The 16,534-nt window shown below is 43.8% G+C and carries 17 protein-coding genes; 6 read left to right on the top strand and 11 right to left on the bottom strand.

What is annotated here, in order from left to right; all coding sequences use genetic code 11:
- Positions 1 to 383: 383 nt before the first annotated feature.
- Positions 384 to 779 carry an H-NS family histone-like protein gene (locus L4D78_RS00460; protein WP_428465127.1) on the top strand — a complete coding sequence of 132 codons (396 nt, stop codon included), beginning with the start codon at positions 384 to 386 and terminating at the stop codon, positions 777 to 779.
- A 321-nt stretch (positions 780 to 1,100) separates the two neighbouring features.
- On the opposite strand, the gene L4D78_RS00455 is transcribed toward L4D78_RS00460, so the two are convergent.
- Both L4D78_RS00455 and L4D78_RS00450 read right to left on the bottom strand, forming a co-directional pair.
- A complete protein-coding gene (locus tag L4D78_RS00455) occupies positions 1,101 to 2,072 on the bottom strand; it encodes a lytic murein transglycosylase (RefSeq protein ID WP_428465126.1) in 972 nt (323 codons plus the stop codon).
- Positions 2,073 to 2,082: 10 nt separating this feature from the next.
- On the bottom strand, positions 2,083 to 2,364 hold the full coding sequence (locus L4D78_RS00450) for a YcgL domain-containing protein (protein WP_428465125.1): 282 nt from the start codon (positions 2,362 to 2,364) through the stop codon (positions 2,083 to 2,085).
- 221 nt (positions 2,365 to 2,585) lie between these two features.
- On the opposite strand from L4D78_RS00450, the gene minC reads away from it, so the two are divergent.
- The 3 genes from minC to minE are packed head-to-tail and all read left to right on the top strand — an operon-like array spanning position 2,586 to position 4,351.
- Complete coding sequence (gene minC, locus L4D78_RS00445; RefSeq protein ID WP_428465124.1) at positions 2,586 to 3,248, top strand: septum site-determining protein MinC; 663 nt, start codon at positions 2,586 to 2,588, stop codon at positions 3,246 to 3,248.
- Between the two features lie 20 nt (positions 3,249 to 3,268).
- Complete coding sequence (minD, locus tag L4D78_RS00440; protein ID WP_428465123.1) at positions 3,269 to 4,081, top strand: septum site-determining protein MinD; 813 nt, start codon at positions 3,269 to 3,271, stop codon at positions 4,079 to 4,081.
- Positions 4,082 to 4,087: 6 nt separating this feature from the next.
- The gene (minE, locus tag L4D78_RS00435; RefSeq protein ID WP_428465122.1) at positions 4,088 to 4,351 is read left to right on the top strand and encodes a cell division topological specificity factor MinE; all 264 of its coding nucleotides are present in this window, start codon (positions 4,088 to 4,090) and stop codon (positions 4,349 to 4,351) included.
- Between the two features lie 104 nt (positions 4,352 to 4,455).
- Here the strand turns inward: minE and rnd are convergent, their stop codons facing one another.
- The 8 genes from rnd to L4D78_RS00395 form a co-directional block, all read right to left on the bottom strand.
- On the bottom strand, positions 4,456 to 5,577 hold the full coding sequence (gene rnd / locus L4D78_RS00430; RefSeq protein ID WP_428465121.1) for a ribonuclease D: 1,122 nt from the start codon (positions 5,575 to 5,577) through the stop codon (positions 4,456 to 4,458).
- 66 nt (positions 5,578 to 5,643) lie between these two features.
- Complete coding sequence (gene fadD / locus L4D78_RS00425) at positions 5,644 to 7,329, bottom strand: long-chain-fatty-acid--CoA ligase FadD (protein WP_428465120.1); 1,686 nt, start codon at positions 7,327 to 7,329, stop codon at positions 5,644 to 5,646.
- Between the two features lie 113 nt (positions 7,330 to 7,442).
- Complete coding sequence (locus L4D78_RS00420; protein ID WP_428465119.1) at positions 7,443 to 8,357, bottom strand: alpha/beta fold hydrolase; 915 nt, start codon at positions 8,355 to 8,357, stop codon at positions 7,443 to 7,445.
- A gap of 12 nt (positions 8,358 to 8,369) precedes the next feature.
- Entirely contained in the window at positions 8,370 to 8,924 is a 555-nt protein-coding gene (locus L4D78_RS00415) for a Slp family lipoprotein (RefSeq protein WP_428465118.1), read from the bottom strand.
- A 59-nt stretch (positions 8,925 to 8,983) separates the two neighbouring features.
- Positions 8,984 to 9,262 (bottom strand): hypothetical protein, encoded by a 279-nt coding sequence (locus L4D78_RS00410; protein WP_428465117.1) that lies wholly within the window; start codon positions 9,260 to 9,262, stop codon positions 8,984 to 8,986.
- Positions 9,263 to 9,348: 86 nt separating this feature from the next.
- Positions 9,349 to 10,050, bottom strand: a complete 702-nt coding sequence (tsaB, locus tag L4D78_RS00405; RefSeq protein ID WP_428465116.1) for a tRNA (adenosine(37)-N6)-threonylcarbamoyltransferase complex dimerization subunit type 1 TsaB — start codon at positions 10,048 to 10,050, stop codon at positions 9,349 to 9,351.
- Positions 10,051 to 12,009, bottom strand: coding sequence for a DNA repair helicase YoaA (gene yoaA, locus L4D78_RS00400; RefSeq protein ID WP_428465115.1), 1,959 nt, complete (start codon positions 12,007 to 12,009; stop codon positions 10,051 to 10,053). It lies immediately after the preceding gene.
- A 182-nt stretch (positions 12,010 to 12,191) separates the two neighbouring features.
- Entirely contained in the window at positions 12,192 to 12,668 is a 477-nt protein-coding gene (locus L4D78_RS00395) for a group I truncated hemoglobin (RefSeq protein WP_428465114.1), read from the bottom strand.
- A gap of 131 nt (positions 12,669 to 12,799) precedes the next feature.
- On the opposite strand from L4D78_RS00395, the gene purU reads away from it, so the two are divergent.
- The gene (gene purU, locus L4D78_RS00390; RefSeq protein ID WP_428465113.1) at positions 12,800 to 13,633 is read left to right on the top strand and encodes a formyltetrahydrofolate deformylase; all 834 of its coding nucleotides are present in this window, start codon (positions 12,800 to 12,802) and stop codon (positions 13,631 to 13,633) included.
- A gap of 80 nt (positions 13,634 to 13,713) precedes the next feature.
- Here the strand turns inward: purU and L4D78_RS00385 are convergent, their stop codons facing one another.
- Complete coding sequence (locus tag L4D78_RS00385) at positions 13,714 to 14,304, bottom strand: VOC family protein (RefSeq protein ID WP_428465112.1); 591 nt, start codon at positions 14,302 to 14,304, stop codon at positions 13,714 to 13,716.
- A gap of 461 nt (positions 14,305 to 14,765) precedes the next feature.
- Between L4D78_RS00385 and argS the strand changes: the two genes are divergently transcribed.
- The gene (gene argS, locus L4D78_RS00380) at positions 14,766 to 16,496 is read left to right on the top strand and encodes an arginine--tRNA ligase (RefSeq protein ID WP_428465111.1); all 1,731 of its coding nucleotides are present in this window, start codon (positions 14,766 to 14,768) and stop codon (positions 16,494 to 16,496) included.
- The last annotated feature ends 38 nt before the right edge of the window (positions 16,497 to 16,534 follow it).

Below are 16,534 nucleotides of genomic sequence, written 5' to 3'. Positions count from 1 at the left end.
AAGGAATGGTTGATTCTACGGAATAGAAATCCGATTGCAACAACTTAACGTGAAAAAATTAACAGAAATAGTGAATAGTCTTGCTACTATGGTTAAAAAAGAAACAATGGCGAAGTGATGTTAAAAATAATTTAAAATACGCTTTTTAATATGAAACAAATGGCAAACATAGTCACAAAAAAAGTCTTTTACTGAAGGATCTGACTGTAAATACCCATTACAATTTATTACAAATGAGAATTCTCCCCGCTAAATACAAAAAAAACAAATCAAGAATACATTTTTTATTTGTCATTCACTGATTAAAAGTATTATTATTGCAATTATAGAATTGTCACTGCTATTATTATTTTTATAGTTTTAGACCAACAGGAAATAAAAAAATGTCTGATGCAATGAAAGCACTATTGAACCTTCGTAGTCTTCGCGCACTTTCTCGTGAATATTCTCTAGAACAACTTCAGGAAGCACTAGAAAAGCTTCAAACAGTTGTTACTGAGCGTGAAGAATCTGAAGCTGAAGAAATCGCGAAAGAAAAAGAACGTACAGATAAACTAGCTCAATACCGTGAAATGCTTCTAGCTGATGGTATCGACCCAGAAGAATTACTTTCTAGCCTAAATAAATCTCCAAAAGCAAAACGAGCTCAGCGTCCAGCTAAATATAAGTTCATCGATGAAAACGGTGAAGAAAAAACGTGGACTGGTCAAGGTCGTACACCAAGCGCATTGAAAAAAGCACTTGATGAAGGTAAGTCTCTAGAAGATTTCGAACTTTAATAACTTTACTCTTGTTGTTAAATTCTAATAAAAACCCAGCTTAAAGCTGGGTTTTTTGTTTCTAACTCATTAAATAACAACCATTTAGTGCTTACAGGGCACATTGTAAAATCATTCACAGTATGAATTGCTTGCCTTTTCACCCTGTTTTTTTTTCTTAAACATTGTTATATTCCTTTACCGCACTCAGTTATTTCCGTTTATATATATAGATTAATATATTCACAAAGAATAACCTTTCCTGACACGTCATTGCGCGACAGGTATAAAAAACCAGACAATGAAGTCTGGTTTAGTCTGCTATGTAATTGCTGCGTATTGTTAGCGTATCTGATCTGCTAAGTGACTCACCGCTAGTGCAAAATAGTGAGATCGATTCCATTTGAGTAACGACTGATAGTTACCATAAACCAAATAAGCCCTGCCTTTACCATCATCTGGTTGAATAAGCCAAGCGTCTATATCAACTTGAGGTAATGCTTGCCCATTAAGGCGCCTAACACCTTGCTCTTGCCAATCAGAAAGGGATCGGCCCTTCTCTTTATCGGTGCCTAATGCATCACGGTTAATACTATTTGGAATGCTAACTTGGCGCCCCCAAGTATAATCATCATTCCAACCAGCCTGCTTTAAGTAATTAGCGGCAGAGGCAAAAACATCGGCTTCTGTTTGCCAAATATCAACTTTCCCGTCGTTATTACCGTCAACGGCATAAGATAAAAACGAGGTTGGCATAAACTGTGGCTGCCCCATTGCTCCCGCCCATGAACCTTTCATATTTTCTGGGCTGATATGTTTGGCATCTAATATTTCTAATGCCGCCATAACTTGGGTACGGAAGAAGGACTCTCTACGCCCTTCGTACGCTAATGTTGATAAAGCTTCTATAACATTATAATTTCCCATTAAGCGACCGAAATTACTTTCAACCCCCCAAAGGGCAACAATAAACCGTGGTTGTACACCATATTGTGTTCCAATCCGGTCGAGTACTGTTTTATGCTTTTGATAAAGATCATTAGCTTGTTTTACTTTCCAATCGGGTACCGCTCTTGGGATATATTCATCCAGCGTTAATTTTCGCTCAGGTTGGTTTTTATCCGCTTTTACAGCACGCTCAATAAAAGTAATTCCGTCGAAAGCAGAATTGATAATTGGCTCTGAAATTCCTTTTTCTTTAGCTTCTGCTTTTAGCCCTTCAACATACTTATTGAAGCCATCATCTGCAGCCATTGCTGCAGATGAAAATCCTATTCCTAGGGCCACTAAGGCCGATATCAATCGCTTTTGCATACATTTACCTTTATGTATTTTTTGCTGCTTTCTCAGCTTTATACTCTTCAAGCAAATTCGTTATAGGAGGCGGAACTTGCAGATAATACCCCGTACTACCCAATGCCGCCTTTACCTTCTCTATATCAGCTTGAGCTAACTTCCGCTCACCTTCAAGTTTCAGCACCATCACAAACTGAGGTATACCAAAGGTTGTCATCAACTCTTGTGGTACCGCAGTAAAGTCATCTTTCTTATTAATGTACAAATATGTACCGTCTTTTTTCGGGCTTTTATAAATAGAACACAACATACGAATCTAACCTATTCGTTATAATGACTCATCATTCAGACCACAATATCAAAGAATCATTCCCTTCCTAAGGGCAATCTACCATTTGGATGAGACGGTTGTCTGAATTTCCAACGCAAAAGCAAGGATAGCTTGCTGATATACGCTTGGGAATATAACATGCTAAGTACCTAGAGATAACGTACCCGAACGGCTAATTTAGCGTCAGTCGTCCTACTTATATGGCAAAGACAGCAGAATTTAAAGGAGGGTCATTCACCCTCTCCGCTCTCCACCTAGTGGATAGCGACATAGAAAAAGCAGCCGACTTTTTAAAAAAGAAAGTCGAACAGGCACCTAATTTTTTTGCTGCTGCACCTGTCGTTATTGATATCAGTCAGGCAGGAAATGGCATTGACTTTTTACGGTTAAAAGAAAGTGTGCAACTTGCAGGTATGATCCCTGTTGGCATCAGCGGCTGTAAAGGTGCTGATCGACAAGAAGCGGCTAAAAAGGCCGGCTTTGCCATCATGAATGCAGCCAAACAAGTAAATGCCGCTGAACCAATGATGGAGCCAACAAGAATAATCCGAAACCCGGTACGCTCTGGCCAACAGATTTATGCAAAAAATTGTGATTTAGTGGTAATGAGCCATGTAAGCGCCGGCGCTGAAATCATTGCTGATGGCTGTATTCATATTTACGGTACATTACGTGGGCGTGCAATTGCAGGTGCAAATGGCCAGCAACAGGCCACAATTTTTTGTAAAAACGTCCAATCAGAACTAATCTCGATAGCTGGTAACTACTGGTTAAGCGATAAAATTCAGGACGAATTTTGGGGTAAAGGTGTCGTTATCTCACTTGCTGAAAATAATTTAAACATAGAGCATTTGGCTCTATAACGTTTGATAAGGAATTAAAGATGGCACGTATTATCGTTGTTACCTCTGGTAAGGGTGGCGTGGGTAAAACAACCTCAAGTGCAGCTATTGCATCAGGCCTTGCCTTAACGGGCAAGAAAACAGCGGTGATCGATTTCGATATCGGCCTGCGTAATCTTGACCTGATCATGGGCTGTGAACGCCGAGTAGTATATGACTTTGTTAACGTGATTAATGGTGAAGCAAACCTTAATCAAGCATTAATCAAAGACAAGCGCGTGGACAACCTTTTCGTACTACCTGCTTCTCAAACTCGTGATAAAGACGCGTTGAGCAGGGATGGGGTTGAACGCGTATTTAATGACATGGCTGAAATGGGCTTTGAATTCATTATTTGCGATTCACCTGCAGGCATCGAAACTGGTGCGCTCATGGCATTGTACTTTGCTGACGAAGCCATTGTGACCACGAATCCTGAAGTCTCTTCTGTGCGAGATTCTGACCGAATCCTAGGTATTCTAGATTCCAAGTCTCGCCGTGCTGAAAATGCCGAAGCCCCAGTGAAAACGCATCTGCTACTCACTCGCTATAACCCGGCGCGTGTCACCTTAGGTGAGATGCTAAGCGTCACTGATGTGGAAGAAATTCTCCATATCCCTCTTTTAGGTGTTATCCCTGAAAGTCAGGCAGTCTTAAACGCATCAAACAAAGGTGAACCCGTTATTTTCGATAAAGAATCTGACGCCGGCATAGCATATGAAGATACTGTTGCTCGCCTGCTTGGAGAAGAACGCCCATTCCGTTTTCTTGATGAAGAAAAGAAAGGCTTCCTAAAACGTCTATTTGGAGGGTAATGAACTATGGCTTTGCTAGAATTCTTCCGTCCCAAAAAAACAACAACTGCGAGCTTAGCCAAAGAGCGGCTACAAATTATTGTTGCTGAGCGTCGTTCAGGTGATCACAGTACGCCAAGCTATTTACCTCAGTTGAAAAAAGACATTTTGGACGTGATCCGAAAATACGTTGAGATCCGCCCTGAGCAAGTAACAGTCAACTTAGACCAAAAAGAAGAAGACTTATCAGTGCTAGAACTGAACGTAACGCTCCCAGACGAAGATAAATAGTCGAATAGAGCAATACCACTGAAAATAAAAAAGCCCTCATAACTATTAAGTTGCAGCAAATTAATAGTCGTGAGGGCTTTTTTGCTCAATATCGAATCGAGTGCTTATTTATCTAGCAAAGGCAGTACTTTTTCTTCAAACAATGCCTTACGCCAAGTTTTAAGCATATCGGGTAAATCATCTTGTGGACGCTGCTTCTTCCATGCCCAAGAAATAAGCTGATTTATTTGTTTTTTTGAGGCTAAAAATTCTGGCATTAAACCCGTTTCAGATTCAACGCGAGTAACAACATCTTTTAGCGTTTTCACCTTTTGCTTATAACCTGTTAAATCTACCAAGCGAACAATTTTATCTGGATATTGCTCTGGCGACATATCGTCAGTGTCATAAACCATTTTTAATAAACGGGTACCATGGCGCTGCACTTCCATTGGTTCAAACCCTTCACTGCCCATTACGGCTTTAGATTTAATGTTGTAACGCGCTAGTTTCCAAAGGTTGAGTTCTTTCACAACAAAGTTCAACGCTAAATCACGCTTACGGGCTTCTAATACTCGCCACCTTGCTACTTTCTGCAAAATGGCCAGTTGTTGAGGGTTCAGTTGCCATGCATTTTTGATATCAAGGTAGGCTTTATCAGGATCAACAGTTTTGATGCGCTTTAACATCAACCCTGCACACTCTTGCTCTAATGCTTCAGACCAGCCCTTTTCTTCTACCAGTGGTAGCAGCTTTTGATATAGCGGCATCAAGTAGTAAACATCAGCAGCAGCGTAGTCTAATTGCTTATCGGTAAGAGGGCGAGCCATCCAATTGGTGCGCGCCTCGCCTTTATCAAGCTCAACACCAAGGAAGTCTTTCACCAACGTTCCAAAGCCAGCAGAGACACCATAACCTAAGAAAGATGCCATCAATTGTGTATCGATCATCGGCACTGGTAGGCAGCCCGCATAATGCTGGAACACCTCTAAGTCTTCACCGCAAGCATGTAGCACTTTAATGACAGACTGGTCACGCAGCAAATCCCAAAGCGGTGTCATGTCTTCGATCTCAAGTGGATCGATTAATGACAGTAATTCACCATCGAATAACTGAATTAAACCCAGCTTTGGATATAAAGTACGGGTTCGAACAAACTCGGTATCAAGCATTACCGCAGTTTGGTTTCGAGCATGCAAGCACACAGTTTCCAAACGGGTTGTACTTGTGATTATTTCAAAATTCACTATCAAATCACCAATAAAATGCCGGCGTATAGCCGGCATTAGAATATGTTAACAATACGCTAAGCCTTAGGCTTGTTGTTCTTGCTTTTCAGACTCTTCACGCAAAACACGGCGCAAGATTTTACCAACATTTGTTTTCGGTAGTTCGTCATGGAACTCAACAATTTTCGGTATTTTATAACCCGTTAAGTGCTCACGACAATGGTCGAGTAGTTCTTCACGTGTAAGGCTTTGATCGCGCTTCACGATACAAACCTTAACCACTTCACCTGAAATTTCATGCGGCTGGCCAATCGCTGCAACTTCTAACACTTTACTGTTAAGCGCAACAACGTCTTCAATTTCATTCGGATAGACATTAAAACCAGAGACCAAAATCATGTCTTTTTTACGGTCAACAATATGCAAGAAACCTTCATCATCGAAACGTACAACATCACCAGTAGACAGCCAACCATCATCTGTCAATACTTCTTTGGTTGCTTCAGGGCGTTGCCAGTAGCCTTGCATAACCTGTGGGCCACGAACCTGCAGCTCACCTACCTGATCATTGGCTAATACTTGTCCTTCATCATCAACAATTCGTACCTCTGTTGATGGAACAGGTAAACCAATAGATCCATTATAGTCTACTAGATCATAAGGGTATGCCGCGACAAGTGGGGAACACTCAGTTAGACCATAACCCTCAAGCAAATAGTTATTCGTGGTTTCTTTCCATTTTTCAGCGACAGCACGTTGCACCGCCATGCCGCCACCAACAGACAAGCGAAGGTTGCTGAAGTCGATTTCATGGAAATCTTCATTATTCACAAGTGCATTAAATAAGGTATTAACACCCGTGATCGCGGTAAACGGATAACGTTGCAGCTCTTTCACAAACGTTGGAATATCACGCGGGTTAGTGATCAGTAGATTTCGACCACCCATTTCAACAAATAGTAAGCAGTTTACGGTCAACGCAAAAACATGGTAGAGCGGCAATGCGGTCACAATCAGCTCACGGCCTTCGGTCAGCACTGGTGCATACGCACCTTTCGCTTGCATGACGTTCGCCAACATATTGCGGTGCGTTAAAATAGCGCCTTTTGCTACACCTGTTGTACCACCGGTGTACTGAAGAAAGGCAGTATCCTCACCAGACATAAACGGCTTAACATATTGCATACGGCGGCCTTTTTTCAGCGCCATACGCATCGAGGTAGCATGCGGTAAATGATACTTAGGTACCATCTTTTTGATGTACTTCACCACAAAGTTTACCACTGTACGCTTCGGACGAGACAGCTGATCACCAAGGCTAGTCAACACAACATGTTGAACATTGGTGTTCTTAACCACCGTTTCTAACGTATGAGCAAAGTTTGAGACGATGACAATGGCTTTCGCGCCAGAATCATTTAACTGATGCTCCAACTCTCGCGGGGTGTACAACGGGTTAACGTTAACCACAACACAGCCAGCACGTAAAATACCAAACAACGCAATTGGGTATTGCAGTAGGTTTGGCATCATTACTGCGACACGGTCGCCTTTTTGCAGTTTAAGGTCATTTTGCAGATAAGCAGCAAATGCACGGCTACGCTCTTCCAATTTACGGAATGTCATAACCTGCCCCATGTTAATGAAGGCAGTCTGATCAGCATATTTTTGTACTGATTGTTCAAACATTTCAACTAACGACGGGTACTGATCAGGGTTTATTTCTGCCGGTACATCTTCCGGATAGCGGTTAAGCCACACCTTATCCACTTTGCACTCTCCTCATTTTTATTGGTGACACGCCACCACTATGCTATAGGGTATATAAGTCATCTAATTACGACATACTACAGCACGTTTACTGAATAATTAGCACCTAACAATTATACTAGGGCGTTAAATTGTGAACTAAACAGAGTAATCTGCTGGCTCACTGCTCGCGGGCTTTCAAGGTGACAATGATGTCCACCATCCACCTCATGCTGGATCATATTTTGCCAATTCGCTTGCTCAAACGGGTCAAGTTTCAGCTGGCGATAGCCTTGACGGCCTATGATTGATAATACGGGGCATGCCACTGAAGCTACCATCGCTAAAGCGTGATCTTCTGCCATACGGTAGAGAGAATCACAACGTAGCCGATTATCATGCCGCCAGTACCAACGACCACCTTTTTGGTAAGTGGCCCTTTGTACTAACGGATAAAGTTGTTCTGATGTCAGGTTGTTAATATTACAGCGCAAATCCAATGCCTGCTCAAATGACGCCATTGACCGCTTTTGTCTATGTGTTTCTCGATCACGAAAACGCTGACGGCTGAGCAACCCTTGCCTCAAGCGCTGGGGAGCTAAGCTGGCTCCTTCATGCAGTGGAGCAAGACCTTCAATAAGGATCAGCCCCTGCACTTTTTCGCTAAATGCTGCGGCATAACACAGCGCAACTAGTGCCCCCAGAGAGTGCCCTAAAATAAATACGGGACTCTCTGATAACAAATCGACCACTTGGTTTAGATCATCAACATAATCTACAAAATGATAGTAATTGTCGTTCGATCTAGCTTCAGACAAGCCGTGACCAGGCCAATCAAGTGCAATTAAGCGATAACTTTCGGCTAATGATGTAAACAACGGCGAAAAGCTCGCCGCGTTATCTTGCCAGCCATGAAGCAGCAACATAATTGGTTTATTGGTAGGAATAGCCTGCAATGGCATAGCCATGCTCACGACCTGCTGTGGATACTCAAATGAACACAAACCTTCAAGCTTGGTGGCAGGTAAATGAAATTGAATACGCTGCATATATTGGCTCATTTACTGTGTTACTCGCTCCCGGACTTCACCGCGTGATAGGCCGTAACCCAGCTGATTCACTGGACAGCGAGTACCAATGCAATTGTTAAAGCGGTCGAAGTCATCAAACCAAATTTCTTGTTTTACTTGCCACAGCTGGTTGCCAGTTACGTCAATAACAGGGAATTGATAAGCAAATTGCCCCACTGTGCCCTGCTCTTCACCTGCAACCTTACCAGCAACAGAAATTAACTTGCCCATGCTGTACTCAAGTGGCTCGAGGAAACCATCAACATAAGCAACAAAGCGGTGTTGTGGCTTTGCGTTCAATTTCGGCTTACCATCTTTGCCAATAGGTAACGCCACGATTTCTAATCGGGTACGTTCCTTACCATTACTCAGTGCGGCAATAATACCGCCTAACCGTACTTCATGGCCTGTATTCGCTTCAAGATCACTCATCAATACGTTTACATCGGTAACGGGTGTCTCCGTTGTCGTATGGAGGCTTGGCGGCAACGATGCGCAGCCTACCATAAAGGCTGTAACCAGCCCAAGAAATAGCGTTCTAAACATCAGAAACTCCGATATAAGTGGTGAAGATACAAACAACCTCCCATAGATACTCTATGGGCTTAAACATAGAGATCGACCCCGACCATCGCAGACAGTTCATCTTTGCGTTGCTGGTGCATAACCCCCATGTAAGATGCCATCGCATCGCGGTTCTTACCTTCAGGCTGATCATACTGAATACGAGAGTGGGCATCTTGAATTAATTCAGGATCGCGAACGGTTTGAGCAACGGCTTGCGCAACAACAGTCGGCTTAGAGGAAATGGGGGCCGATGATGGGCTTGCTTTTGCCTTCGGTTGGGGCTGGATTGTTACGGGTAAGCGCTGAATAGAAACCATAGAGACTGTCCAGTTAGCCTAGTTAAGCTTCATCAAGGCCGTACCATAAAGATGACACAGCCTTGCTCGTTTTTTAATGCGGCCGTTTATTCACGACCTGGCAACTTCTTCCATGTCACGGTATCACGTACATAAACGGGGCTGGCTTCTTCTGCTGCCACCGTCTCACCACGGGCTAATGCGTACCGAGCTAAATGCACCATATCCACTGAATCTGGATACAAAATAGAACCTTTTACCTGTACTGCGTGTAACTGTGCTAACAATTCAGCATAGCTATCCCAGCCTGTACCAGCCGTGAACCAAGTACCATTTCCGGCTTGGAATTGCTCAAGCAAGATCTCTGGTTTGACAACAATTTCACGATCTTTAATCGCCCAATCACCATCATTTTGACGGATATACTGTCCCCAGTAGATTTCCCCCATACGGGCATCAATAGCGGCGAGTACTTGTTCTGCTTGGTGAGTGCGGTAAGTGCCTTGAGCCATGGCCGCAAGTGTTGAAACCCCAAGCATGGGTAAGTCAGCGCCAAACGCAAGCCCTTGAGCAATACCAATGCCGATACGTACACCCGTAAAACTACCTGGGCCACGGCCAAATGCCAATGCATCCAGTTGACTGAGGCTTACACCACCATCAGCTAAGACGGCATCAACCATTGGTAAAATCTTAGTCGTATGCTCACGCGGAGCATACTCACAGCGAGAAATAATGTCGTTACCTACCATAAGGGCAACGGAACAGTTTTCAGTTGCAGTATCGACTGCAAGAATTTTGGTGCTCATTCAAGCCTCTGAATGCTGGTCTTCATGGTTAACTGGCACTGTAGCGCCATTCACCGAAGACAAAAATTGGCCAACGCTTTCCACATCGCGAGTACGTGGAATGGGCGGTAGACTGCGTAAAAATACTGCGCCATAAGGGCGAGTAACCAAACGGTTATCACAAATCACTAATACACCTTTATCTTTTTTATCTCGAATCAGGCGGCCAACCCCTTGTTTAAGGGTTATCACGGCATCAGGGATTTGCACTTGCGAAAAGGGATCGCCACCACGTAAGCGGCAATCTTCTATTCGTGCTTTCAGCAACGGGTCATCCGGTGCCGTAAACGGTAATTTGTCGATAATAACACAGCTTAATGCCTGTCCTCTAACATCAACCCCTTCCCAAAAGGCTCCCGTAGCAACTAACAAAGCATTACCACGTTCAAGGTATTCGGCTAATAGCTTCTGTTTTGTTGTTTCGCCTTGGGCTAAAACCGGTAAATCGAGCCTTGCTCGGAAACCTTCGGCTAAATCTCTGACCATTTGGTGTGATGTACACAAGAAGAAACAACGACCATTATTTTCTTCAATTAACGGTGAGAGCATATCCACCAATCGATCTGCGATTCCCATACTGTTAGGCTCAGGCAAAAATCGAGGAACACAGAGCAGGGCCTGCTCCGCATAATCGAAAGGGCTTTCTAAGGAAAACTGTTGCTTGGGTGTTAAGCCAAGCCGCTGGCTAAAGTGGCTAAAGTCGTCATTTACCGCGAGTGTCGCAGAGGTGAAAATCCATGCTCCACCCTGCTGCTCCATTTGCTCATGGAACTTCTCTGCCACCGATAGCGGTGTAATATTCAGACTAAAATGACGGGGGGTACATTCATACCAATACGAATAACCGGTTATGGAAGTGTCACACACACGCTTCAAACGCGCTTTTAATAACGTTGCCCGTTCAAAAGCGGTATCCAATAACTGGCTTCGACCTAACGCAAGTTTTAACACTTCATGAGTTAGATCTAAGGCATCAGTCAAACGGGTGATCTCACGCTGAATCGCGGGGCTGGTGATCACTTCTCGCCAATTACCGCGAAAACCAGGGTCACCCAGTACAATGCGCATATCAGCCGCCGCTTGTGATAGGCGATCAGCCGTTTTTTGCAACTGCCTCATATCTTTGGCTTCAGTGCGATAGCCAATCTCAACGTCTTTTGCCAGCTCTTGAATTTGGCGGCTCGACAAACTTTGGCCAAAATACTGGCTCGCAATATCAGGCATTTGATGAGCTTCATCAAAAATAAAGACTTCAGCCTCAGGGATCAGCTCGCCAAACCCCGTTTCTTTAATGGCCAAGTCAGCCAGAAATAGATGATGGTTAACCACCACGACATCCGACTCCATCGCTTGACGCCGGGCTCTGACAACGAAGCATTCTTCATAAGATGGGCACTCTCGCCCAATACAATTATCATTGCTTGAGGTGATCATCGGGATCACTGGGCTATCTTCTGCAATAATTTCACACTCACCTAAATCGCCGCTCTTAGTCGATGATGACCAAGTGCGTACCTGAACCAACTGGCTCAATAATTTAGGATCGGAATGTATACCGTGGCTCTCAGTGATTTGTCGGCTCATTCGATCGAGACACAAATAGTTAGAGCGACCTTTTAGCAATGACACGCGCCCGGTAAAACCCAGTGCATCTGTCATTAACGGTAAATCACGATGAAACAATTGCTCTTGCAGGTTCTTTGAACCTGTTGAAATAATGGTTTTCTTACCGCTAACCAAGGCCGGCACCAAGTAGGCGAACGTTTTCCCCGTTCCTGTTCCCGCTTCAACCACCAGCTGATCTTCTGCTTTTATCGCATCGGCGACAGCCTGAGCCATGTCGATTTGAGGCTGACGAGCTTGGAATCCGGGAATGGCTTTATCGAGTGCGCCACCTGAAGCAAAAAATTTAGCTATCATCGCAATATGAGTATTGGTTATTTATACAGTAAGACAGCTGCCCATTATGCCAACTATACACAGTGCCGACCACGACTAATTCAAACAGCACCGCCCAACTCGCAATTCCCATTGACTCAACAAGGCACAAGTTACTGATTTAACCTATCGCCAGCCAGTAACTGGTGCTTGCCGCTAGTCGCCTATTTTTCCATGACAATGTCATCTTGGGTGGAATCAACAATAGCGAGCAGCTCTTGTTGTTCTTGCTCTGGTACTTCATATTTATCAAAGACCCCTTTAAGCAACACCACCATATGTTGCCACTCTGCAACCGAAATATTTAAGTGGCTATGTGACTCTTTCATTGCACGGCCATGGTACTGACAAGGGCCTCCGGTTGCCTGGCAGACCATACTGGTAACGTGATATTTTAAATAAGCAGCGGGTATATTTTTGCGTGCAGCATCAATCGCAGGGTTCGCATTCAACGTGTCATCGACCACCATGACATCAATAAAATCATTCACAACCACAGTAATAGGTGCCAAACCACCTAAACGGTTATATAACGATGTTGGATCATCTGCGGCCTTTGTTTCGGCAACAGCTGTATTCATCAAGGTAAATGAAACTAATAAACTAAAAAATAATGCTCGTTTTCGCAGAAGGCCTAACATAGGTCGATCCTCATTAATGTCATTATCACCATGCATTAAATCCATTAACTCAATACGTTTTTCTTTGACCCTGAAAACAATCCCCTGTAAATAAAAGAAAGGAACTCCTCTATTTTAGTGCAAGGAACAGCATGGATAAGAAAACTCTCCTGACAGATTGCCCTGACGCAATGGGTCTGATCTCGAAAATCACCAATATTTGCTACAAACATCAGCTCAATATTGTGCATAACAATGAATTTGTTGATCACTCCCATAGCCGTTTCTTTATGCGCACAGAGCTTGAAGGGTATTTCAACGACGAAACCTTCCTGTTTGATCTCGACCGTGCTTTACCAGAAAACAGCCACCGCCAACTCGTTGGCCCCGAGCGTAAACGCGTCGTAATAATGGTGACCAAAGAGGCGCACTGCCTTGGCGATATTTTGGTTAAAGCATTTGATGGGACATTAGACATTGATATTACGGCGATTGTGGGTAACTACGATCACCTGTCCAAGCTGGCAAAAAACTTTGATATTCCCTTCCACCACGTTAGCCATGAAGGGATAAGCCGAGAGGAACATGAAGCGCGCTTACTCGATGCAGTGAATCAATACGATCCTGATTATGTCGTTTTGGCAAAGTACATGCGAATTCTAACCCCGCACTTTGTTGCTCAATTCCCCCATAAAATCATCAATATTCATCACAGCTTCTTACCAGCATTCATTGGGGCGAAGCCATATCAACAAGCTTTTGAACGTGGCGTAAAAATTATTGGCGCCACGGCCCACTTTGTGACCAACGATCTTGATGAAGGCCCAATCATTACGCAAAACGTCATCCCTATCGATCATAACTTCAGTGCCACTGATATGGCACGAGCAGGGCGTGATGTCGAAAAATCGGTACTCAGTAAAGCGCTTGGATTAGTACTTGATGACAAAGTCTTTGTTCACGGAAACCGCACAGTAATCCTTTAGGTCTGAGCGTAATGATAAAAAGCGAAAGACCGGTCTTTCGCTTTTCTCTTTACCAATACCAGTAACCATTTTGGTAACCGTTATGCTTGCTCACTCTCGATAACGGCTTTTAAGGAACAAGGGTGTAGCTTGATACATACCCCCCCTTTTTTGAATGCATAAGTTGGGTTTGCTAAACGCTCATGCTCCCCCGATGGACAACTGGCCTTCACTTTTATACCTTTATCGCCGAGTGTATTCCACGAAGCTTTAAGAACGGGAAACGTTTCATCCAGCACTACCTTCAATGCATCAGTACTGGCAGCCTTAGCAGGCACCACAAACTCAACATGCTCCCACCCTTCTTGCGGATAGGCTTTATCACCAGGATAAGGCAACTCTAACGCCTCAATAGTCCAGTTTTTAACCGTTATCGGTGAATGAAAGCCTATAACAATAATTGGCCGGCCATTAATTTCATTATTTGACCATTCTTCACCATAGGATAACCAAGCTTGGTGTAATTGCTCCGCGGCTTTCCAATCATTAACACGCAGTGCAATATGGTCAGCTTGGTGGTTCTCTAGCGATATGCCTATTTCACTCGCAAGTTGCTCAATCTTAGCCATAAACGTTGGTAGTTGTTCCAACATCTGGGCGGGTAACAAGCCTTTTTGCTCAAGCGTCTGCATGTTTTTTCTCCAATATTGTTCTCATGAAGCGGGAAGCCTTTTATATCAAAAATAAACCACTTAAACGCCCCATTGTTTCGAACGCATAATTATCCATAGTTTTCATCTTGATGAAAGTGCGAACTACGCCAGCACAGGCCTTGTGGTATCTTGACTCGTGCATAATTTTCACCCGCTTAGGAATGTAAAAAAAAAATCGCCAACATTCGCCTTTTCACCTTGCCAAACGACCTAAATTTGTGGGTATTATTAGGGTAATGCAACCAACGTATTCAAGATGCCCTCCTCGACGCCTTTGAGGTGGCTCCGTCAACAATACTCACGTTAACTAAAAACCCTTTGGTGCTATCTTTATAGATCAAAGAACGTGATTATTTTTGACGGCAATTACACTTGAATACGATGACGTTTTTGCCTCGCTAATATTTATTGGCGTTACGAATGATTTAAAGGATAAGCGTGTGAACATTCAAGCACTAATTAACGACAAAGTCTCCCAGGCTCTAGAAGCTGCAGGAGCACCTGCGGGTAGCCCTGCTGCTGTTCGCCAGTCTGCGAAAGCTCAGTTTGGTGATTACCAAGCTAACGGTGTAATGGGCGTAGCCAAAAAAATTGGTACTAACCCTCGTGAGTTCGCACAAAAAGTTATCGAACAACTAGACCTTGATGGTATTGCTGAAAAAGTTGAAATTGCAGGCCCTGGCTTCATCAACATTTTCCTAAGCAAAACTTGGCTTGCCGAGCAAGCTGAAAAAGCACTTGCTGATGTACGCCTTGGTGTCGCTAAAGAAACGCAACAAACCATTGTTGTCGATTATTCTGCACCCAACGTGGCAAAAGAAATGCACGTTGGTCACCTACGTTCGACCATTATCGGTGATGCTGTTGTACGTACGCTTGAGCACCTTGGCCACAACGTTATTCGTGCCAACCATATCGGTGACTGGGGTACACAGTTTGGTATGCTTATCGCAAACCTTGAACGTGTTCAGAAAGAATCTGGCGAAGTTTCAATGGAGCTATCAGACCTAGAAACCTTCTACCGTGAATCTAAAAAGCTATACGACGAAGATGAAGAGTTCGCAGCACGCGCTCGTGGCTACGTTGTAAAACTACAGGGCGGTGACGAATACTGCGCTGATATGTGGAAAAAGCTTGTTGATGTTACGATGATCCAAAACCAACGTAACTACGATCGCCTAAACGTATCACTAACACGTGAGCACGTTATGGGTGAGTCAATGTACAACGACATGCTGCCAACGATCGTTGCTGATCTTAAAGAAAAAGGCCTAGCCGTTGAAAGTGATGGCGCACAGGTTGTTTTCCTTAATGAGTACAAGAACAAAGACGGCGAGCCTATGGGTGTTATCATCCAGAAGCGTGACGGTGGCTTCTTGTACACCACGACCGATATTGCTTGTGCAAAATACCGCTACGAGCAACTTGGCGCCGATCGTGTACTTTACTTCATCGATTCACGTCAGCACCAGCACCTAATGCAAGCATGGACAATTGTTCGTAAAGCAGATTATATCCCTGAAAGCATGAGCCTAGAGCACCACGCATTCGGTATGATGCTAGGTAAAGATGGTCGCCCATTTAAGACCCGTGCAGGTGGTACTGTTCGCCTTGCTGATCTTCTTGATGAGTCAGAAATTCGTGCCGCTAAGCTAATCGAAGAGAAAAACCCTGATCTAGATGCTGCAGAGAAAGCGAAAATCGCAAGCACTGTAGCAATGGCTGCCGTGAAGTATGCCGATCTGTCTAAGCACCGCACAACAGATTACATCTTCGATTGGGATAATATGCTAGCGTTTGAAGGTAACACTGCACCGTACATGCAATATGCATATACCCGCGTTGCGTCTATCTTTAAGCGTGCTGACGTAAAACAAGCTGATCTTACTCATCCTGTTGTTATCACAGATGAAAAAGAGCAAGCGCTGCTGTCTACGCTTCTTCAGTTCGAAGAATCTATTCTTGCGGTAGCACGTGAAGGTCAACCACACCTGATGTGTACTTACCTGTTTGAATTGGCTGGTAAATTCTCTAGCTTCTACGAGGCTTGCCCAATTCTAAATGCTGAAGAAGACGTAAAACAAAGCCGTCTAAAATTAGCACTATTAACAGCAAATACAATCAAACAGGGTCTTGACCTTCTAGGTATCGAAACCCTAGAGCGTATGTAAGCAAATTAAAGCTTTAATTTATAATTAAATCACTAATA

It is taken from the genome of Photobacterium minamisatsumaniensis (genome assembly GCF_050336695.1).
Taxonomy (GTDB): Bacteria; Pseudomonadota; Gammaproteobacteria; order Enterobacterales; family Vibrionaceae; genus Photobacterium; species Photobacterium minamisatsumaniensis.
This window is presented reverse-complemented; position numbering and strand designations above follow the sequence as displayed.